Source organism: Bacillus sp. N6 (assembly GCF_052805735.1).
Genome location: NZ_CM127843.1, coordinates 181,099 through 199,910 on the forward strand (window position 1 = coordinate 181,099; position 18,812 = coordinate 199,910).

At 34.9% G+C, this 18,812-nt stretch carries 18 protein-coding genes, 2 pseudogenes and 2 riboswitches; of the genes and pseudogenes, 9 read left to right on the plus strand and 11 right to left on the minus strand.

The window, feature by feature from the left end; genetic code table 11:
* Window positions 1-30 precede the first annotated feature (30 nt).
* Window positions 31-477, minus strand: a complete 447-nt coding sequence (locus ACUXVC_RS01045; protein WP_000282869.1) for a hypothetical protein — start codon at window positions 475-477, stop codon at window positions 31-33.
* A 274-nt stretch (window positions 478-751) separates the two neighbouring features.
* Here ACUXVC_RS01045 and ACUXVC_RS01050 point away from each other — a divergent pair, with 274 nt between their 5' ends.
* On the plus strand, window positions 752-1,255 hold the full coding sequence (locus ACUXVC_RS01050) for a hypothetical protein (RefSeq protein ID WP_144465772.1): 504 nt from the start codon (window positions 752-754) through the stop codon (window positions 1,253-1,255).
* Between the two features lie 16 nt (window positions 1,256-1,271).
* On the opposite strand, the pseudogene ACUXVC_RS01055 reads toward ACUXVC_RS01050, so the two are convergent.
* A pseudogene (locus ACUXVC_RS01055) lies at window positions 1,272-1,488 on the minus strand (DUF3951 domain-containing protein).
* Between the two features lie 163 nt (window positions 1,489-1,651).
* A riboswitch (SAM riboswitch) is annotated at window positions 1,652-1,757 on the plus strand.
* Window positions 1,758-1,893: 136 nt separating this feature from the next.
* On the opposite strand from ACUXVC_RS01055, the gene ACUXVC_RS01060 reads away from it, so the two are divergent.
* From ACUXVC_RS01060 to ACUXVC_RS01080, 5 genes are read left to right on the plus strand one after another with little or no spacing between them, the layout of a single operon-like run.
* The gene (locus tag ACUXVC_RS01060) at window positions 1,894-2,811 is read left to right on the plus strand and encodes an ABC transporter permease (protein WP_000289326.1); all 918 of its coding nucleotides are present in this window, start codon (window positions 1,894-1,896) and stop codon (window positions 2,809-2,811) included.
* A gap of 16 nt (window positions 2,812-2,827) precedes the next feature.
* A complete protein-coding gene (locus tag ACUXVC_RS01065; protein ID WP_095689898.1) occupies window positions 2,828-3,832 on the plus strand; it encodes an ABC transporter permease in 1,005 nt (334 codons plus the stop codon).
* Window positions 3,789-4,799: an ABC transporter ATP-binding protein gene (locus ACUXVC_RS01070; RefSeq protein WP_000057270.1), complete on the plus strand. Its 1,011-nt coding sequence runs from the start codon at window positions 3,789-3,791 to the stop codon at window positions 4,797-4,799. The genes ACUXVC_RS01065 and ACUXVC_RS01070 overlap by 44 nt, the downstream gene beginning before the upstream one ends.
* Window positions 4,796-5,569 (plus strand): ABC transporter ATP-binding protein, encoded by a 774-nt coding sequence (locus ACUXVC_RS01075; protein WP_016083990.1) that lies wholly within the window; start codon window positions 4,796-4,798, stop codon window positions 5,567-5,569. The genes ACUXVC_RS01070 and ACUXVC_RS01075 overlap by 4 nt, the downstream gene beginning before the upstream one ends.
* 13 nt (window positions 5,570-5,582) lie before the next feature.
* Window positions 5,583-7,193 carry a peptide ABC transporter substrate-binding protein gene (locus ACUXVC_RS01080; protein WP_144465771.1) on the plus strand — a complete coding sequence of 537 codons (1,611 nt, stop codon included), beginning with the start codon at window positions 5,583-5,585 and terminating at the stop codon, window positions 7,191-7,193.
* Between the two features lie 24 nt (window positions 7,194-7,217).
* Here ACUXVC_RS01080 and ACUXVC_RS01085 read toward each other — a convergent pair whose 3' ends face one another.
* Entirely contained in the window at window positions 7,218-7,685 is a 468-nt protein-coding gene (locus ACUXVC_RS01085; protein WP_001221551.1) for a YusW family protein, read from the minus strand.
* A gap of 173 nt (window positions 7,686-7,858) precedes the next feature.
* Here ACUXVC_RS01085 and ACUXVC_RS01090 point away from each other — a divergent pair.
* Window positions 7,859-8,063: pseudogene (locus ACUXVC_RS01090) on the plus strand (hypothetical protein).
* A 41-nt stretch (window positions 8,064-8,104) separates the two neighbouring features.
* Here ACUXVC_RS01090 and ACUXVC_RS01095 read toward each other — a convergent pair.
* The 4 genes from ACUXVC_RS01095 to proC form a co-directional block, all read right to left on the minus strand.
* Entirely contained in the window at window positions 8,105-9,745 is a 1,641-nt protein-coding gene (locus ACUXVC_RS01095; RefSeq protein ID WP_144465770.1) for a peptide ABC transporter substrate-binding protein, read from the minus strand.
* 404 nt (window positions 9,746-10,149) lie between these two features.
* On the minus strand, window positions 10,150-11,790 hold the full coding sequence (locus ACUXVC_RS01100) for a peptide ABC transporter substrate-binding protein (protein WP_053565427.1): 1,641 nt from the start codon (window positions 11,788-11,790) through the stop codon (window positions 10,150-10,152).
* Between the two features lie 132 nt (window positions 11,791-11,922).
* Window positions 11,923-12,027: riboswitch (SAM riboswitch) on the minus strand.
* Between the two features lie 152 nt (window positions 12,028-12,179).
* Window positions 12,180-13,013, minus strand: a complete 834-nt coding sequence (locus ACUXVC_RS01105; protein WP_446025903.1) for an aldo/keto reductase — start codon at window positions 13,011-13,013, stop codon at window positions 12,180-12,182.
* Window position 13,014: 1 nt separating this feature from the next.
* Window positions 13,015-13,818, minus strand: a complete 804-nt coding sequence (proC, locus tag ACUXVC_RS01110; protein ID WP_063546217.1) for a pyrroline-5-carboxylate reductase — start codon at window positions 13,816-13,818, stop codon at window positions 13,015-13,017.
* 186 nt (window positions 13,819-14,004) lie between these two features.
* Between proC and pnuC the strand changes: the two genes are divergently transcribed.
* Window positions 14,005-14,655 carry a nicotinamide riboside transporter PnuC gene (gene pnuC / locus ACUXVC_RS01115; RefSeq protein WP_053565424.1) on the plus strand — a complete coding sequence of 217 codons (651 nt, stop codon included), beginning with the start codon at window positions 14,005-14,007 and terminating at the stop codon, window positions 14,653-14,655.
* Window positions 14,656-14,722: 67 nt separating this feature from the next.
* Here pnuC and ACUXVC_RS01120 read toward each other — a convergent pair whose 3' ends face one another.
* From ACUXVC_RS01120 to modA, 3 genes are all read right to left on the minus strand, one after another.
* Window positions 14,723-15,574, minus strand: a complete 852-nt coding sequence (locus ACUXVC_RS01120; RefSeq protein ID WP_000353546.1) for a GRP family sugar transporter — start codon at window positions 15,572-15,574, stop codon at window positions 14,723-14,725.
* A 300-nt stretch (window positions 15,575-15,874) separates the two neighbouring features.
* Window positions 15,875-16,549 (minus strand): molybdate ABC transporter permease subunit, encoded by a 675-nt coding sequence (gene modB, locus ACUXVC_RS01125; RefSeq protein WP_002152004.1) that lies wholly within the window; start codon window positions 16,547-16,549, stop codon window positions 15,875-15,877.
* Between the two features lie 5 nt (window positions 16,550-16,554).
* Entirely contained in the window at window positions 16,555-17,361 is an 807-nt protein-coding gene (gene modA, locus ACUXVC_RS01130) for a molybdate ABC transporter substrate-binding protein (RefSeq protein ID WP_088025498.1), read from the minus strand.
* Window positions 17,362-17,521: 160 nt separating this feature from the next.
* Here modA and ACUXVC_RS01135 point away from each other — a divergent pair, with 160 nt between their 5' ends.
* Complete coding sequence (locus ACUXVC_RS01135) at window positions 17,522-18,442, plus strand: substrate-binding domain-containing protein (RefSeq protein WP_053565533.1); 921 nt, start codon at window positions 17,522-17,524, stop codon at window positions 18,440-18,442.
* A gap of 65 nt (window positions 18,443-18,507) precedes the next feature.
* Here the strand turns inward: ACUXVC_RS01135 and ACUXVC_RS01140 are convergent, their stop codons facing one another.
* Window positions 18,508-18,609 (minus strand): DUF3948 family protein, encoded by a 102-nt coding sequence (locus ACUXVC_RS01140; RefSeq protein ID WP_001060018.1) that lies wholly within the window; start codon window positions 18,607-18,609, stop codon window positions 18,508-18,510.
* Window positions 18,610-18,812 lie beyond the last annotated feature (203 nt).

Genomic DNA, 18,812 nt, shown 5'->3' on the forward strand with positions numbered 1-18,812 from the left:
AAAAGAACTGATTCAAAGGGAATGTTTGAATCAGTTCTTTTTTTCATTTCTTTGAAATACCTCATACATATTATTCATGATCGTATCATATAAAACAGCAAGTTTATCCCACACCCAGCGATTACTATCGACTTCTTTTTCCCCACAGTCGATAATATCGGTATGGTCAGTAATTTTATACGCTTTTTTAACGATAATAGGAGCAATCTTCGGTATACGTGGGATTTCCTTTAAGGTATCTGCAAAGTTTCCAATGTAGACATGACCGATGATTTCGATTGTTAATGATTTATCCGATATATTTAGCACGGTATGAAATTGATTTGTATGTTGTTGTTTTAAATATTGAGCTAACTTAAATGGAGCATGCTTCTTCTTTAATACGCGGCGAAGGCTCTCTGTATTTTCGATATGAAGTGATTTTTCGCGAATAAGGACACGAATATCTTCTCCCATAAAAGGCATTGTGTTGTACATAGATGATTCTCCTTAAAACCTTACATATGTTTGCGTTATGCATATGTAAGTCTAGCATGGTTTGTTCTTTATGTGTGCTTACAGTTTTGTAAGGTGATGTAGTAAAGCATTGCAAAAGTTATTTGTATAAAGTGACGATACTGTGACAAACATGTTGGTATATATATTACGATGTCGTCTTAAGTGTAAAAAGTAGGGCGTTCTCGGTATAATAACAAGTGGAGATAAAAGAAACTATAATGAGTAATAGTTGTAGATAAAAGGAGAAGAAGAGATGAAGAAGGTTTTGGGTATTGCTGTAATGGGAAGTATGATCCTTCTAGCAGGATGTAATGGAAATAAAGATACGAAAGAACCGAAAGAAAAGGTAGAGCAATCTGCTGAACAAACAGAAGAGATGAAAGAATACCTTGCAGTACATGAAAAATACGATATAAAAATGAATAAAGAAATTAATAAAGCACTGCAGTTATTTGAAGTGGCAAAAGAAAAGGGCGGTAAGGAAATAACGAATGCTACATATAAAGAAGATGTGCAAAAGGTAACAACGAGCATGTTAGAAGATATTGATCATATACGTAAAGAAATTCGTGTGCCGAAGTCGAAAGAGCAAGAACATGAAGTATATGTTGGTTTCTTGAATGAATCGGAACAAGCGATGAAAAAATTACAGAAGTTAGCTAAAGAAGAAGATTCATCGTTGATTCGTGATATAGAAATTAATTTTGCAACAGCATCGACATACTATAAACGCTTTCAAGCAGAAACGAAAAAATAACCTTGCCTGTGCAAGGTTATTTTTTCTTCTTACCATCTCCGTCTGCATCCTCGGATACTAATATTTTCTGTTCTTCGTGAAATTCGGAAATAGTTTGCCCGGTAATATTATCGAAAGGGGTATAAGAAAGAAGTGATACGTTTCTTTTTAATAAAGAGTTTATAGAAGCCGATGATGACAAGTATAACGATAGTTAAGGATAATCCTATAGTAGCAAGAAGTAAGGGATCCATCTTATAACTCCTTTAACATTATTTCTTTTTATTATAAGCCTGTAATTTCGATAAATGAATTAAAAACTGATTTTTCTAAATTTATCCAATCTGATTGACTTTTCGATTTTTCAGAATTATAATTCGAAATATACAATTTGAACCAAATAATAATATAGCAATTTACTTATCCAGAGAGGTAGAGGGACTGGCCCTATGACACCTCAGCAGCGGGTTCTGTAATAGGAACACCGTGCTAATTCCAGCAAGCAAGTCTTGAAAGATAAGTGATGGGCCTTTGTTTGTTAAGCCTTGATCTTATTTTTTAAGATCAAGGCTTTTTGTATTCTAAAAAGAGAAAAGGAAGTAATGGAAAAAGTACATCCATAAAACAAAGTAAATTCATGTGTTTAGGGGGTTATTGAAGTGTATGTAATTAAAAAATTATCGGTTATGGTGTTTACACTATGGGTTATTACGACAGTGACATTTCTAATTATGCATATTATTCCGGGAGATCCATTTTCATCAGATGCAAAAATCTTTCCTGAAGAAGTGATCCAAAACATGAGAGCGAAGTATCACCTTGATGAACCGTTATGGAATCAATATGTTGCTTATTTAGACGGTGTAGTTCATTTTGATTTTGGTGAATCTGTTCAATCAACCGGGCAAGGTGTATCAGAAATTATAACAACTGGCTTTGGTCCATCAGCAATTATTGGTCTACAAGCACTTGTTATTTCATTGTTAGTAGGAATTGCGGCAGGGACATTTGCTGCTCTCTATCATGGGAGAGTAATTGACTATAGTGTGAGTTTGCTCGCAATTTTAGGTATTTCTATTCCAAGTTTTATTTTAGCGCCACTATTTATACAAGTATTCGCTATCCAATTTGAGTTTTTACCAGTAGCCTCTTGGGGAACATTCGAACATACGGTATTGCCATCCTTTGCATTAGCGTTAGGGCCAATCGCAGTTATTACAAGGTTTGTTCGTTCTAATATGATCGAAGTACTGCAGAGTGATTATATTAAGCTAGCAAGAGCAAAAGGTATACCAATTAAGAAGATTATTATAAGACACGCTCTTCGAAATGCGATTGTTCCAGTACTTACATTTGTTGGACCGTTAATGGCTGGACTCTTAACAGGGACTTTCGTTATTGAAAAAATCTTTTCAATTCCTGGCCTAGGAAAATATTTCGTAGATAGTATTTTTAACCGAGACTATCCGGTGATTATGGGAACAACGATTTTCTATAGTGCATTATTAATTGCTTGTATTTTCATTACAGATATTATTCATCGCATTGTTGATCCACGTATTCGTTCTATTACGTAAGGAGGAGGATATTTAGATGGGAGCTTATGAAATTAATGACCAGATATTAACAAATGAAGAGAAAAAAGAATTAACGATAAATAAAGATCAGCAAAAGATTAGCCGAAAGAAAGAAGTGTTTCGTAAGTTTGTATCGAATCCAATCGCAGTTTTAGGATCAGTGACGTTATTACTCATTATTGTTTTCTCGCTTGTTGGTGAAAGTTTAACGCCATTTACTGCGAGTGAACAAGTAAAAGAGGCCACAAACTTACCACCTAGTAGTGAGCATTGGTTCGGAACAGATGATTTGGGAAGAGATATATGGGCACGTACTTGGGCTGGCGGAAAAATTTCATTAACAGTTGGATTAGTGGCAGCTGCTCTTGATATAGGACTTGGTGTGCTAATTGGAGGATTTAGTGGATATGTGAGAGGGCGCAATCGCTTTGGGACATTAATTGATGAGTGGATTATACGAGGAATCGAAGTGTTATACGGTATCCCGTATTTATTGATTGTTATTTTATTATTAATTGTTATGAAACCAGGTCTTTTTACCATTATCATCGCCCTTGCATTAACAGGATGGATTGGTATGGCACGTCTCGTTAGGGCGCAAGTTTTATCTTTAAAACAAAGAGAGTTTGTTATTGCAGCGGAGCGATTAGGTACATCACATATGAAAATTATATATGGGCATTTAATTCCGAACTTAACAGGCATTATTATCGTAAATTTATCATTTACAATTCCAGCAGCTATTTTCTCAGAATCATTTTTAAGCTTTATCGGACTAGGAGTGCAATCACCGGCAGCAAGCTGGGGGACGATGACGAATGATGCACTTGGGACATTATTGAGTGGGGAATGGTGGCAGCTATTCTTCCCAGCAATCATGATTGCTCTCATTATGTTCGCATTTAATGCAATTGGTGATGGTTTACAAGATGCAATTGATCCAAAAATCGTAAAACAGAATCGAAAGGAGAAAAAACATGGCACAAATCTTATCTTTAGAAAACGTAACGTTAGCCGTTGAAAAAGAGAATAGTAAGCAAGCGATTGTGAAACATGTTTCCTTTTCTATTAACGAAGGTGAAATAGTTGCACTTGTAGGAGAAAGTGGTTCAGGAAAAAGTGTCACAGCACAATCCATTATCGGCTTGAATCAAGAATCAATTCATATCGATGATGGAAATATAGCTTTCCAAGCAAAGGAATTAACGAATTTACAAGAGTCAGAATGGAATCAAATTCGCGGAAAAGATATTTCCTTTATATTTCAAGATCCGCTTTCATCTTTAAACCCAACGATGAAGGTAGGCAAACAAATTACAGAAGTAGTTTTGCAACATGAGAAAAAATCGAAAAGAGAAGCAAAGGAAATTGCGATTAACTTGTTAACAGATTTAGGGATACATGAAGCAGAGAAACGCTTTGAACAGTACCCACATCAATTAAGCGGAGGTATGAGGCAGCGTATTTGTTTAGCAATTGCGTTTGCTTGTCATCCAAAGCTTGTAATTGCAGACGAGCCGACAACAGCGTTAGATGTAACGATTCAGAAACAAATTATGGGGCTATTAAAAGAAAGAAAAGAAAAACAAAATACGAGTATTTTATTAATTACACATGATTTGGCACTTGTACGTGAAGTAGCTGATCGAGTAGTTGTTATGTATGGGGGACGTGTCGTTGAAAAAGGAACGATACAGGAGGTAATAGGTTCTCCTAAACATCCATATACGAAAAGTTTATTACAAGCAATTCCGAATATGGATGATTCCGAAAAGGTATTACGTGCTATAGAAGGAACGACACCTTCCATTGAAACATTAAATAGCTTTGGTTGTCCTTTTGTAAATCGTTGTCCAGTAGCGATAAAAGAATGTATTCATCGTTTCCCAGAGAGAACAACATATTCTAAGGAGCATAGTTCACATTGTTGGCAGCATGTTCTAGAGCATAATAAAGCGAAATCAAAAGAGAAGGTGAATGCCTCATGACGACAGATTTAATTACTGTAAAGCAAGTAATGAAAACGTACGGAAGTAAAAGTAAAGAAATCACAGCGTTAAAAGACATATCACTTTCTATCCCGAAAGGAACAACACTTGGCATTATTGGTGAAAGTGGTTCAGGAAAAACAACACTTGGAAAGCTCATAGCAGGGATTGAGAGTCCAACGTCTGGTGAAATTGATTATAACGGTCAAGTCGTTCACAAGCTGAAGTCGGCTCATAAGCGAGAGTTTTTACAGAAAGTACAGTTCATTTTTCAAGATTCTACAGCTGCATTAAATCCGCGCTGGAAAGTACGCGATAGCGTAACGGAAGGTTATATTTCATTCGGTTTAGGTGATAAAGGGTTGAAGGATAAAGTAGCAGGTGATGCGCTAGAGCGTGTTGGATTAGATAGAAGATATATTGATCGATATCCGCATGAATTTAGCGGAGGACAACGTCAACGTATCGCTATTGCAAGAGCGCTATTATGTGAGCCAGAAGTATTAATTCTTGATGAACCAATTTCGGCATTAGACGTTTCATTGCAAATTCAAATTGTACATCTGCTGCAAAAGATTCAAAAGGAGCAAGGCTATACATATTTATTTATCGCGCATGATTTGCCGATGGTTCACTATTTATGTGAAAAAGTGGCTGTCTTATATAAAGGAGAACTTGTTGAATTTGGAAATACGGACGAAGTGTTCCGTAATCCACAACATTCTTATACAAAAACATTATTAGCATCAACACCAAAAATTTCAGGTTAAAGGAGAATGTAGGATGAAGAAGTTTTTACTGTTTGTCATTATGACTGTTTTAGCGATTACTTCAGTCGCTTGCGGTAAGAAAGAGACGCAAAAGGCGAGTGCCGGTAAGGGAGAAGGAGATCGATTAGTAACGAATATTAGTAGTGATCCATATACACTTGATTCTGCTATTGCAACAGATAGCACGTCAGGTTATATAATTGGGCAGTTGTTTTCAAGTTTATATACGCAAGATAGTGATGGGAAATATCAAAATGAATTAGCAGAGAAAGAAGAAGTAAATGCTGATGGAACTGAATATACAATCCATTTGAAGAAAGATATTAAATGGTCAGATGGTTCTCCTATTACGGCAAATGATTTTGAATTTGCATGGAAGCGATTATTAAATCCGAAAACGGGTTCTATGAATGCGACAGAAATGTATTTCATTAAAGGGGCAGAGGCATATAATACTGGAAAAGGTGAAGAGGGACAAGTTGGTATTCAAGTCGTTGATCCTCAAACATTAAAGGTAACTCTTGAACATCCAGTTGCTTCTATTAAACAAAAATTAGCAAGCTCATTATTTATTCCATTAGCTAAAAAGTCGATTGATGATAATAATAAATTAAAAACAGATCCAAAAGAGTTAATTACGAATGGACCATTCACGTTAAAAGAGTGGAAGCATAACCAGGCTATTACAGTACAAAAAAATAAAGAATACTACGATAAAAAGGTAACTCTAAAAGAAATTGAGTTTCGTATTATTCCAGACTCTAAAACAGCGTATCAATTATTTAAATCAAAAGAATTAGATTTACTAAGTGGTTTACCACAAGAGATGATTGAAAAAGAAAAAGGAAATAAAGAATATAAGCGTGTTGCAGGATTCTCATCTTATATTTATTCGTTTAACGTAGAAAAAGAGCCGTTTACAAATGCGAAGGTACGTAAAGCATTTTCATTAGCGGTTGATCGTAAATTTATCGTTGAAAAATTGTATAAAAATAATGCGCAAGAAGCATATGCATTCGTTCCAGAAGGAGCAAAAACACAAAGTGGGCGTGATTTCCGTAAAGAAAAAGGTGGTTACGTTAAATTTGATCCATCAGAAGCGAAAAAATTATTAGAAGAAGGTATGAAAGAACAAGGGTGGTCTACATTACCTGAAGTAACATTAAAATTCACTACAGATACACAACATAAAAAAGTAGCAGAAGCAATGCAAGAAATGTTTAAGAAAAATCTTGGCGTAGATATTAAATTAGAAAATAAAGAGTGGAAGAGTTACATCGACACATACAAGCAAAGTGATTTCCAATTAGCTTATATGGGATGGGGCGGCTCTTTATTAGATCCAATTACTAAACTAGATTTATATGCAGGTGATGGTCCGAATAACTATGCAAAATGGCATAATAAAGAATTTGACGCTTTAGTAAAAGAAGCAAAAGTTGAACAAAACGAAGATAAGCGTTTTGACTTATTGCATAAAGCGGAAGATATTATGTTTACAGATTCACCATTAATCCCAATTATTTTCCCAAGTGCTTCATATTTACAAAAACCATCAGTATCTGGTGTTCAGTTCATTATCGGTTCTAGTCCAGAACTAAGATACGCAAAAATTAAAAAATAAAGAAGTAGGCAATTGCCTACTTCTTTATTTTATTTCTCTTTTATATTCTTTTTTCGTTCCATCAGAGAAGACAACTTCTAAATCGAATTTTTGGTAGTCTTTATCAAGTTTGAACACGTTCACTACTTGATCGATTACTTCTTGGTCAGCAGTATCTTTATCAAATTTTAATTCTTGTAGAAGTGGGCTTAATTTTGTGATAGCCTCATCTCCTGTTAATTTTACATCTGCTTTATGATCTTCAATTTTTGCTTCCATTTTTTTATCAGCTGCTACATTTTTATAGTCTGCTTCGTAGTCTTTCTTAGTATCTTGGTAGTCTGCCTTTAAATCGAATTCATTGAAATTTAGTTTTAAATCAGCAGGGGCTTCATTCTTCGCCTCTTCTGTAGTCTTTTTATTAGAAGTCGTGTCTTCCTTTGCAGGAGCTTTACATCCTGTTAATGCAGGTACTAGCATAAGAGCTAATAAAACTGATAGTAAAATTCTCATTATAAATTCCTCCTTATGTAAATTTGTTCTATACAAGTTTTTCCTAAAATCATGTAATTATGTATGTGTTGAAAATAAAATTTTGACTTGTAGCTTCAAGGATTAATCCGCAATTTAAATCAAAAATGATTTGTATGTATATGGTAAATTGAAGTTGTGAGGGAGGTACTGAAATGCTTTCTAAAACGTATCAAACCATTTCAAGTAACATATGCAGCAAATGGCTATTATACAATAATATTCGGAGGAGTTAGTTTAGAGAGAAATATTATTTCATTATTAGTTATTGTATTGGTTACACAATTAGTAGCAGTGAAGACTTTAGCTATAAAAGGAATGATAAAGGGAAGAAGAAGCTCTGTAGTTAAAGTTGTATAAAAGTAAAAAGGTATCCTTTGTAGGATACCTTTTTACTTTTGTTATTTTGCAACTTCTGTCCACTTGTAGTTAAATTCACCGCCGAAGTCAGTCGTTACAAGTCCTTTAATGAAAGAGCGTTGTAAGTAAGAACGACCTTGTTGGTATAAAGGAGCGACAGCGCCGTCTTGTAATAGAATTTTTTCAGCTTGCTTCATTGCTTCAAAGCGTGCTTTTTCATTGCCAGCTAAATCTGTTTTCACTTTATGAATTAGCTCATCGTACTCTTTGTTAGAGTATTTATCGAAGTTATAAGCACTATCTGTTGTAAATAAATCTAAGAATGTAATTGGATCAGCGAAGTCAGGGCCCCAGCCGTCAATACCAATTTCATAGTCACCACTTAATAGTAGTTTCAACTGTTGTTTACGTGGTTGTGGTTTTAAATTCACTGTTAATCCATCTAGGTTTTTTTCTAATTCACCTTTTAAATATTCACCAGTCTTTTTAGCTAAAGCATTGTCACTTGTTAATAGTTCGATTGTTACTTTGTCAGTACCAAGTTCTTGTTTTGCTTTTTTCCAGTTTTCTTTCGCTGTTTTCACATCATCCTTGACTAGATTTCCATTTTCTTTACGGAAGTCATTGCCTTCTGGACTCTTTGCAAATTTCGCAGGAACCATTCCTTCAGCTGGAATAGCACCGTTATTTAAAATTGTTTCTACGTAAGCCTTTTTATTCATTGCGCCGTTAATAGCAAGGCGTGCATGTTGATTTTTTAATGTTTCATTTTTCTGATTTAGTCGTAAGAATTGAATGCCGACTTCAGCGCGTTCCTTGAAGTTTGGATCGCTCTTATATTTATCAACAAACTCTGCAGTTAAAGCAACGCGATCAATTTGTCCTGAATCATATAAGTTCACTTCTGTAGACTTATCTTTAACGACATTGAAGTTGATTTCTTCTAATTTTACCGTTTTAGCATCCCAATAGTTAGGGTTTTTCTTCAATTGGAAACTTTGTTCGTGTTTCCAGTTATCTAATGTGAAAGCACCGTTGTAAATTAAATGATTTGTTTCTAAACCGTATTTATCGCCCTGAGACTTTAAGTACTCTTCATTAATTGGCAAGAATGTTGAGAATGTCGTTAAGCTTAAGAAGTAAGGAACAGGACGGTCTAGTTGTACTTCTAACGTTTTGTCATTAACAGCTTTGACCCCTAGTTGATCAATTGGTAATTGTTTTTGGTTTATTTGTTTCGCATTCTGTACATCGAAGAATAAGAATGCGTATTCAGCTGCTGTATCAGGATTTACGGCACGTTGCCAAGCAAAGACGAAGTCCTTTGCTGTAACAGGAGTACCGTTTGACCATTTTGAATCACGCAGATGGAATGTATATTTTGTTTTATCGGGACTAATGTCAACCGACTCAGCAACACCAGGAATCGGTTTATTATCTTCTCCCATTGCATATAAGCCTTCAAAAACATTGCGCATTACATTCATGGATTCCCCATCCGTTGCTTTTGCAACATCCATTGTTGGAATTTCTGAAGCGAATGATAAGTTAATTGCTTGTTTATCAGGTACTTTATCGTTTGCTTTCGCTCCGCCTGCATTATCTTTATTTCCCCCGCAAGCAGTTAGTAATAGACTTGCCCCTAAAACAGATGCAACAACAGGTACAACTTTTTTCTTCATTGTTCGTTCCTCCCTAAATGTGTTGTTCGTAACGTCATAATGTCCATGTCTTGAAGTGGCTATAGAAGGAGATGGAACCTATTATAAATATTTGTTTATAGGTAATCAGGTGTTCTATATGTATATACATGTTGAGCTATAATCTATCGTTATATGTTTCAACTTAGTAGACATTATATTTTGATGGTGAAATATTTTGTTTCTTTGATTATTTAGAATATTAACACTGGAAAGAACTATATGTCAATAATAAAAATAGAATGTTAATTTCTTGGAATAATATATTAAAAAAGTATATTCTCTTGTGTGAGAGAACCTACTTTTAATATATTTTGCTAAAAAAACAATTGGTGTGGGCTAATAATAAGTGGGGATGAAGAACCCCCACTTATTACGGTTTTACTTTATTTTTCAATTTTTGCCCACTTGAAGTTTAATTGACCCGCAAAGTCTACTTGCACAATTCCTTTCACATAAGAACGTTCTAAATAAGATTCGCCTTTTTGGTAAAGAGGAGCGATAACAGAGTCTTTAAATAATATTTTCTCGGATTCTAGTAATGCTTCCCAGCGAGCTTTTTCATCACCAGCTAAAGTTGTTTTCACTTTTGCTATTGTTTCATCGAATTCCTTATTAGAGTAATGATCTAAGTTATAAGGGTTATTCGTTGTAAATAGCTCAAGGAATGTAATTGGATCCGCAAAGTCAGGGCTCCAGCCGTCAATTCCGATTTCGTAGTCACCTTTTAATAAAAGCGAAACTTGTTGCTTACGCGGTTGCGGTTTTATATTTACTGTTAATCCATCTAGATTCTTTTCTAGTTGCCCTTTTAAGAATTCACCAGTTTTCTTATCAAGGTCAGCATCACTCGTTAATAATTCTAATGTTATCTTTTCAGAACCAAGCTCTTGTTTAGCTTTTTTCCATAATTCTTGTGCAGATTTTGTATCAACTTTTGTTAAATCGCCGTTTGCAGTACGGAAGTCTTTTCCTTCAGGTCCTTTTGCAAAGTTTTTTGGAACGAGACCAAATGTTGGTGTAGAGCCATCATTTAATAACGTATTTACAAAGGATTTTCTATCAATTGTTTGATCGATTGCTTGGCGTGCAGAAACGTTTTGAAGTACTTTGTTTTGTTGATTCATGCGTAAAAATTGTACGCCTACATTTGGACGTTCTTTAAAGTTAGCATCTTTTTTATATTTATCAACGAAGTCAGATGTTAGTTTTATACGATCTAATTGTTTTGACTCGAATAAATTTACTTCTGTTGATTTTTCTTTTACGACGTTAAAATTGATTTCTTCTAGTTTGACAGTATCTTTATCCCAATAAGTAGGGTTCTTCTTAAATTTAAAGCTTTGTTCGTGCTTCCAATCGCTTAGTGTAAAAGCTCCATTGTACAAGATTGTATTATCTTCTAAAGCGTACTTATCACCTTGTGCTTTAAAGAATTCCTCGTTAATTGGTAGAAATGTTGGGAACGCTGTTAAGCTAATAAAATACGGAACAGGACGCTCCAATTCTACCTCAAACGTATGGTCATCAACTGCTTTTACACCAAGTTGGTCGGCTGGAAGTTCTTTGTTGTTAATTTTTGTTGCATTTTTAATATCAAAGAATAGAAATGCATATTCAGAGGCTGTTGCTGGATCTACGGCTCTCTGCCAAGCGAACACAAAATCTTTCGCTGTAACAGGAGTGCCGTTTGACCATTTTGAATCTCGCAAATGGAATGTGTATTTCGTTTTATCGCCACTTACTTCATGAGATTTTGCAACACCAGGAACAGGTTTGTTACCTTCACCAAGATTATACAAACCTTCAAATACGTTTCTCATTACTTGACCAGAATCAGTATCTGTAGCACGGGCCGTATCCATTGTTCGTATTTCAGTAGGTGAAGATAAATTTAAAACCTGTTTGCTAGGTGCCTCGTCTTTTGCATTTGCTCCGCTTGCTTCGTTTTTATAACTACCGCAACCAGTTAATAAAATACTTACTCCTACAACTGATGCAATACCGGGTACAAACTTCTTTTTCATTTGATTTTCCTCCTAAATAATTAAGTTTGGATGATGATGAGGGAAATGAAAAATAAAAAATCCCTCTTTTCATATTGAGAAAGAGGGATTTTTACGTACAAGTTATGCACCCGTATATAAACGAAGTCCCTCATTCTATCTTTCAAGCATAAAGCTTGCAGGAAGTGGCACAGTATTCAAAATGAACCTGCTGCCGAGGTTTCAAAGGGCCAGTCCCTCCACCTCTCTTGATACAATGAGTAAACGAATAAATTTTATTAATTTTTGTGTTTCTTTGATAATTCAAAATCTTACACCTTGAATAATGAAGTGTCAACCAAATGAAATATAGTTTAAATTTTCAGTTTTCTTAAACGAAAAAACCACTGCATATGGCAGTGGTTTTTCTACTAGAAGTTAAAGTTATCTGGATCTGGACCAACGCGACGATCTTCATTTAAAGCTTGAATTGCTTTCATATCATCAGCACTTAATTCAAAGTCGAAGATGTTTGCATTTTCAATAATGCGATGTTCTTTAATTGATTTAGGGATTGTTACAACTTCGTTTTGTAAATCCCAGCGTAAAATAATTTGCGCAGTTGATTTATTATATTTTGTCGCAATTTCTTGTAACGTTGGATTATCTAGTAGTTGTCCTTGCATTAATGGTGACCAAGCTTCAAGCTGGATATTATGTTCTTTACAGAATGCATGTAGCTCTTCTTGTGCTAAACGTGGGTGATATTCCACTTGGTTGATCATTGGCTTAATTTCAGCAATTTCAAATACGTCTTGTAAGTGGTGAATGTGGAAATTACTCACACCGATAGCGCGAACACGGCCATCTTTATAAAGTTTTTCTAATGCTTTCCATGATTCAGTATATTTCCCTTTTACAGGCCAATGTACTAAATATAAATCTAAATATTCTAGACCTAATTTCTCTAATGTAGTTTCAAATGCTTGAAGTGTAGTTTCATATCCTTGATCGCTATTCCATACTTTTGAGGTAATAAATAATTCTTCACGTGAAACACCGGATTCACGAATCGCTTGTCCAACGCCTTCTTCATTTTGATAGATTGCTGCAGTATCGATGCTGCGGTAGCCATTTTTAATTGCTGCTTTTACAGAATCAATTACTTCTGAACCATCTTCTACTTTAAAAACACCTAAACCAAACCAAGGCATTTTTACACCGTTATGTAATGTTGTATAATCTTTTAAACTTGTTAAAATCATATTATTTCCCCCTAGCTTTTTTGTTTGTTGCTTCTACTGCTTTTTGAATTGCCTCTGAAAAATTATATTCGTATAAAGTTTTGAGACCCTCAGCTGTGGAACCACCTGGCGTTGTTACTTGTTCGCGGAGGTTAGCTGGATTTTGCGTTTGCTCGAGCATAGAAGCAGAGCCAGAAATCATTTGAATGACAAGATGTTTTGCGGTTTCTTCATCGACTCCATAACTTTTTGTTGCTTCAATTAAGCTTTCAGCAAAGTAATAAAGGAAGGCTGGTGCACTTCCAGTAACTGCAGTAAGCTGATGAACTTCTTCCTCAGTACAAAGTTGCGAAGTACCAATACCTCTTAAAAGCAGTTGCAGGGTTTCTTGATGCATCTCGGTTACTGATTGTCCTATTGTATATAAGGAGATAGACTTTCCAATTTCAGCAGCTGTATTAGGCATAATCCAAGCAACAGGTGTGCCTTTTGGGAGTCTAGCTTCTAAATAAGATGGTCCAATGCCAGCTGCTACTGTTACGACAAGTTGATTTGATATTAACGGAGATAGCTCAGCTAATAATTCTTCATGAGCAGAAGGTGGCATTGCTAAAACAACCGTATCGACAGATGTAATATGCTGCTTCCAATCCGTTGTAATAGACACATTATATCGCCTTTGTAATTGTTCTAACTTTTCTACGTTGCTTCGGTTAGAGATGATAATTTCTTCGATGTATTCTTTGCTTGTTTTAAGTAATCCGGAAAATATAGCTTCTGCCATACGACCAGCACCAATAAATAAAATTCGATGTTTGTTAGGCATATCCTTTATTCCTTTCTAGTAGAGATATGTTATAAAAACGATATCATCTTTAAGAGAATTTTGTAAAAAGAAAAGACTTACCGTAGATGGAATGGATAATGAGAAGGAGGAAATTCATGGTAAAGGAAAGGGCTATTCCTTATACTGGTGATAGGGAATTTATTACACATCTGGGGAGAGATAAATATGGTTAGAAGTCCACTTTTTTTACTTGTTTCTAGTATTATTTGTGTATTAGTTGGATTGTATATTCAATCGAGTTATATTGAAATTTTCGCATCAATTATGGGAATCATTAATGTTTGGTTATTAGCGAGAGAAAAAGTATCCAACTTTTTATTTGGCATGATTACTGTTGCGGTATTTCTATACATTTTTATTACACAAGGTTTATATGCAATGGCAGTATTAGCCGCTTTTCAATTTATATTTAATGTATATGGTTGGTATTATTGGATTGCACAAAGTGGGGAGGGAGAAGTAAAAGCAACAGTTCGTTTAGATTTGAAAGGGTGGACTTTTTATATAAGTTTTATTTTAGTTGCTTGGATTGGTTGGGGTTATTATCAAGTCCGTTATTTAGATTCAACAAGTCCATATTTAGACGCTTTAAATGCCGTATTGGGACTAGTGGCTCAATTTATGTTAAGTCGAAAAATATTAGAAAACTGGCATTTATGGATTTTATATAACGTAGTTAGCATTGTAATTTATATTTCTACTGGTTTATACGTCATGCTAATATTAGCTATTATTAATCTCTTTATATGTGTAGCTGGTTTGCTAGAGTGGAAGAGCAATTATAAGGGGCAAGAACATACAAATAATTATATCTAGAAAATAATTAGAATTAAAAAACCCCTGAAGTACATATGCTTCAGGGGTTTACTAATAGAATATAAGATTATGCTTTTGTCATACCAAGTAATACAGCGCCGCCGATAATTAAAACACTACCTAGTGCAATAAAGATCAATTGACGTTTTGTTTTCTTTTCACCTAAGAATACAATCGCACCGAATGTTGAGATAACGATTCCAGTTTGAGATAATGGGAAGCTTGTTGCTACTCCAACACGTGGTAATGAAAGAAGTAAGAATAAGTTTCCAGTTCCCCATAGTAAACCAGATAAAGCATTACGGATTGCATATTTGTTAAATGGTTTATGTTTAGATGTCAGTACAACCGCACCAACAAACATACCAACTGCTTGTGGTAAAATAGCAGACCAACCATCGATATTATACCAACGAATAATAATTACATATACAAGATAGCCGAAAGTAGAAACAATTAAAGTAAGAAGTCCTTTTTTCAATTGTCCTGGTGGCTGAGCATTTTCTTTATCATCTAGTGATGTGAATACAACACCAACTACGATTAATAGGATTGCAATCGTTCCCAGAATAATCGTTGTAGTAGTAGTCCACTCACGGAAAGCGATAACCCCAAAGATAGAAGTTGCAACAAGTTGCATACCAGTAGAAATTGTTACGGTAGTTGAAACACCTAGTTTTTCAACTGTTTTTAATTGGTTTACTTGTCCTAAAGCCCAGAATAAACCTGAAATAAACCCAACAATTAAGACTGTCATTGTTAAAGCTGGTTGAGTAAATACATACATAATTGTTGCGAAGAATAGAGCACCGATTGTCATACCTACCGTTTGGCTATATGCACCACCGCCCATTTTTACGCTTACTAATAAGATGTTTCCCCATGCAATTGCAGGAAGAAGCGCTAATAAAATGTCCATTACAAGACTCCCTTCGGTTTGCTATACCAATATAGTTACATATCGTTCTAACGATCGGTAATGCCCCACTAATAGAGTAGAAGATTACCGATCGCTAAAACAGGATGAAGAATTCACGATATAAATGCGTTTTCATTTCTTCATTTTTTGAAACACCTCCATATAATAACAGGAAATTGCCTATTTTAGAAAGTGAATTCAAATAAAATGTATATTTAAATAAGAGGTAAAATTCAGTTATTTCCCGGTGGTATATTTTATTTCCTAAGAAATAAAGAAGCAGCTTCCAAAAAAGCTGCTTTAAGGGTTAGTAATTCTTTTGTTAATAAGCTGAATACATAGCAGAAATAGGAGTGACATACTAATAGTGATAACCACAAGTGTCCAGGCGAGTTGCATATTACTTGCGTCAATGGCCATGTAAATTGCAGTCGGGATTGTCTGTGTTTTACCAGGGATATTCCCGGCAAACATGAGTGTAGCACCAAACTCACCGAGCGCGCGGACAAAGCTCAAAATCATCCCGCTTAGTAATGCAGGAAATGCGAGCGGAAGTGTAACGTGCAGAAAAACTTGATATTCACTTGCGCCAAGGTCACGAGCACTTTCTTCAATTTGTACATTTGCGATAGAAAATCCCGTTTTCGCTGATTGGTACATAAGCGGAAATGCAACAACTGTAGAAGCGATGATCGCAGCGGTAGATGTGAACATAATAGACTGCTGAAATAATGATTCAACCCACCTTCCGATCGGGCTGTTGTTTCCAAAAATGATAATGAGAAAGAAGCCGATAACAGTTGGTGGAAGTACCATTGGTAATAAAAATATGGTTTCTAATAGTACTTTATATCGCCATGAGGAGCGAGCTAGTGCTCGCCCGACAATCGTCCCTAAAATTGTAACGAGAATAGTGGCACACGCAGCTACTCTTAAAGATAGAAAGACAGGCGATATAATAGCATCAATGCTCATAGTAATTACGACAGGACTGTAAATCCATATTTCTTAAAGATAGATTGTGCATCTTTTGACTGCAAATACTCATAAAATGAAGTCGCCTCTTTCTTATGTTTAGATTCCTTTATAACACCTAAAGGATACTGGATTGGCTCATGAGAAGTAGCTGCTGCTGTTTCACCAATTTTTACTTTATCTGAAATGAGAGCATCTGTTTTGTATACGATACCAGCATTGACATTTCCTGTTTCTACATATGTTAACACTTGGCGAACATCTTTTGTAAATACGACTTTATTTTGAACATCATTCCAAAGGTTTTCGTGTGTTAGAGAGGCCTTTGCATATTTGCCAGCAGGTACAGATTCAGGTGTACCAAGTGCGATTTTTTTGATTTTCTCATCTTTTAAATCTTGAAATTTTGTAAGAGAACTATCTTTAGGGATGACTAGAACTAGTTCATTTCCAAGAAGATTTTTCCCTTCTTTTTCATTAATGAATCCTTTTTTTACAAGGATTTGGAATTTATCTTCTGCAGCAGAGAAGAATAAATCAGCAGGTGCACCTTGTTCAATTTGTTGTTGAAGTGCTCCAGAAGCACCGAAGTTAAAAGAAAGTTTAATATTTGGTTCTTTTTCTTTATATTGTTTTTCAATTTCTTTTAATGCATCTTGTAAGCTTGCAGCAGCTGAGATAGTAAGTTCAACTGCTTTTCCTTCTTTAGCAGTTGATTTCTCTTTCTTATCTCCGTTTGTACATGCAACACTAAATATAAGAAGAAAAGAAAGTATAAGTGCCCCAATCGAACGTAATGTAAATTTATTCATAAAAAAATCCCCTTTCGTTTTGACACATCTAATTATAACTAAATATAACTAAATATAACTAGTTATAATTGAATATAATTTGAACATATATCTATTTTTAAAAAATAGGAGAAATATTCTTTTCTTTGTTACAATGAAAGAAGAAAGTGAGGAATCGTCTATGGATCATCATTCCTACACAACGGAAGAAGTAGCAAAGCGATTAAAAGTATCAAAATTAACTGTATACGACTTAATTAAAAAAGGAGAACTTCCTTCTTATAGAGTTGGTAGACAGATGCGCATTGATGCAGCAGATTTAGATCAATATATAAAACAAATGAAAACAGGAAAGGTACAAGTTACTCCTGTAAAAAACGATGGTAGTAGTATCTTGAACACGTGTATTATTAGTGGTCAAGAACTAACGTTAGATATGTTAGCTAAACGTATAGAAAATCGTTTGCCGAGTTCTAATGTTTTAAGGGCGTATCAAGGTAGCTTAACAAGTTTAGTGAAAATGTATCAAGGAGAAGGAAGTATCGTTAGTTTGCATTTGTTTGATGGTGAAACGGGTACATATAATGTTCCTTATGTAAAACGCATTTTAGTAGGCCAGCCATGTATTATGATTAATTTATTGTCCAGAAATGTAGGATTTTATGTCCAAAAAGGAAATCCGAAGAAAATAAAGACATGGGCCGACATATCCAGATCCACTATAAAGTTTGTAAATCGAGAAAAGGGTTCTGGTATTAGAGTGTTAGTGGATGAACAATTACGAATCCGAAAATTAAATAAAGCTGATATTAGTGGATATGAATGGGAAGAATCGAATCATCTGGGTGTTGCCACGCAAGTTGCAAATGGAAAAGCTGATGTAGGAGTAGGTTCAGAAAAGTTTTCGCAAATTGTAAATGTGGACTTTATTCCAATCATGAAAGAACAGTATGATTTAGTAATTTTGAAGAATAAAGAAAATGAAGAGCTGATTGAAGTCGTGAAAGACATTCTGCAATCGGAAGAATTTCATAATGAATTAAATGCGATTGGCGGATATGATATTACGAAAACAGGTCAAATTATATATGAAACAAACTAAAAAGCTGCTTGTCTATAAGACGAGCAGCTTTTTCTATATATAAAGGGGTTTGGGGAAACAAAGTGTTAAACAAGACCTTGAGCAAGTGTATAAATGAAAGCCGTAAGAAGAGTAGCTCCACTTGCAAGTCCGATAAAGTCTGATTTGTTGAAAGTAATGTTGTTCATTATAATCTCTCCTTATTTGTTTAATGTAGTTGCAACAGCTTTTGCATCGACAAGTGCGGATAGCACCATGCCCATTGTATTTAAAAATTTATTTGATTTCATATTGTTCATCATGCGTATCCGCTCCTTTTCGAATTGTTGTTGCCCTGCTTATGTCTTAATTATAGGAAATATGTCCACTTGCAACTATCGAATTAGCTTAC

What these genes read in the sequence shown, in the direction of transcription:
- ACUXVC_RS01105 (WP_446025903.1), bottom strand. Translation starts at nt 13,013, where the DNA reads ATGATTTTAACAAGTTTAAAAGATTATACAACATTACATAACGGTGTA.
- ACUXVC_RS01085 (WP_001221551.1), bottom strand. Translation starts at nt 7,685, where the DNA reads ATGAGAATTTTACTATCAGTTTTATTAGCTCTTATGCTAGTACCTGCA.
- pnuC (WP_053565424.1), top strand. Translation starts at nt 14,005, where the DNA reads ATGGTTAGAAGTCCACTTTTTTTACTTGTTTCTAGTATTATTTGTGTA.
- modA (WP_088025498.1), bottom strand. Translation starts at nt 17,361, where the DNA reads ATGAATAAATTTACATTACGTTCGATTGGGGCACTTATACTTTCTTTT.
- ACUXVC_RS01095 (WP_144465770.1), bottom strand. Translation starts at nt 9,745, where the DNA reads ATGAAGAAAAAAGTTGTACCTGTTGTTGCATCTGTTTTAGGGGCAAGT.
- ACUXVC_RS01140 (WP_001060018.1), bottom strand. Translation starts at nt 18,609, where the DNA reads ATGAACAACATTACTTTCAACAAATCAGACTTTATCGGACTTGCAAGT.
- ACUXVC_RS01045 (WP_000282869.1), bottom strand. Translation starts at nt 477, where the DNA reads ATGTACAACACAATGCCTTTTATGGGAGAAGATATTCGTGTCCTTATT.
- ACUXVC_RS01075 (WP_016083990.1), top strand. Translation starts at nt 4,796, where the DNA reads ATGACGACAGATTTAATTACTGTAAAGCAAGTAATGAAAACGTACGGA.
- ACUXVC_RS01100 (WP_053565427.1), bottom strand. Translation starts at nt 11,790, where the DNA reads ATGAAAAAGAAGTTTGTACCCGGTATTGCATCAGTTGTAGGAGTAAGT.
- ACUXVC_RS01120 (WP_000353546.1), bottom strand. Translation starts at nt 15,574, where the DNA reads ATGGACATTTTATTAGCGCTTCTTCCTGCAATTGCATGGGGAAACATC.
- modB (WP_002152004.1), bottom strand. Translation starts at nt 16,549, where the DNA reads ATGAGCATTGATGCTATTATATCGCCTGTCTTTCTATCTTTAAGAGTA.
- ACUXVC_RS01135 (WP_053565533.1), top strand. Translation starts at nt 17,522, where the DNA reads ATGGATCATCATTCCTACACAACGGAAGAAGTAGCAAAGCGATTAAAA.
- proC (WP_063546217.1), bottom strand. Translation starts at nt 13,818, where the DNA reads ATGCCTAACAAACATCGAATTTTATTTATTGGTGCTGGTCGTATGGCA.
- ACUXVC_RS01065 (WP_095689898.1), top strand. Translation starts at nt 2,828, where the DNA reads ATGGGAGCTTATGAAATTAATGACCAGATATTAACAAATGAAGAGAAA.
- ACUXVC_RS01070 (WP_000057270.1), top strand. Translation starts at nt 3,789, where the DNA reads ATGGCACAAATCTTATCTTTAGAAAACGTAACGTTAGCCGTTGAAAAA.
- ACUXVC_RS01080 (WP_144465771.1), top strand. Translation starts at nt 5,583, where the DNA reads ATGAAGAAGTTTTTACTGTTTGTCATTATGACTGTTTTAGCGATTACT.
- ACUXVC_RS01050 (WP_144465772.1), top strand. Translation starts at nt 752, where the DNA reads ATGAAGAAGGTTTTGGGTATTGCTGTAATGGGAAGTATGATCCTTCTA.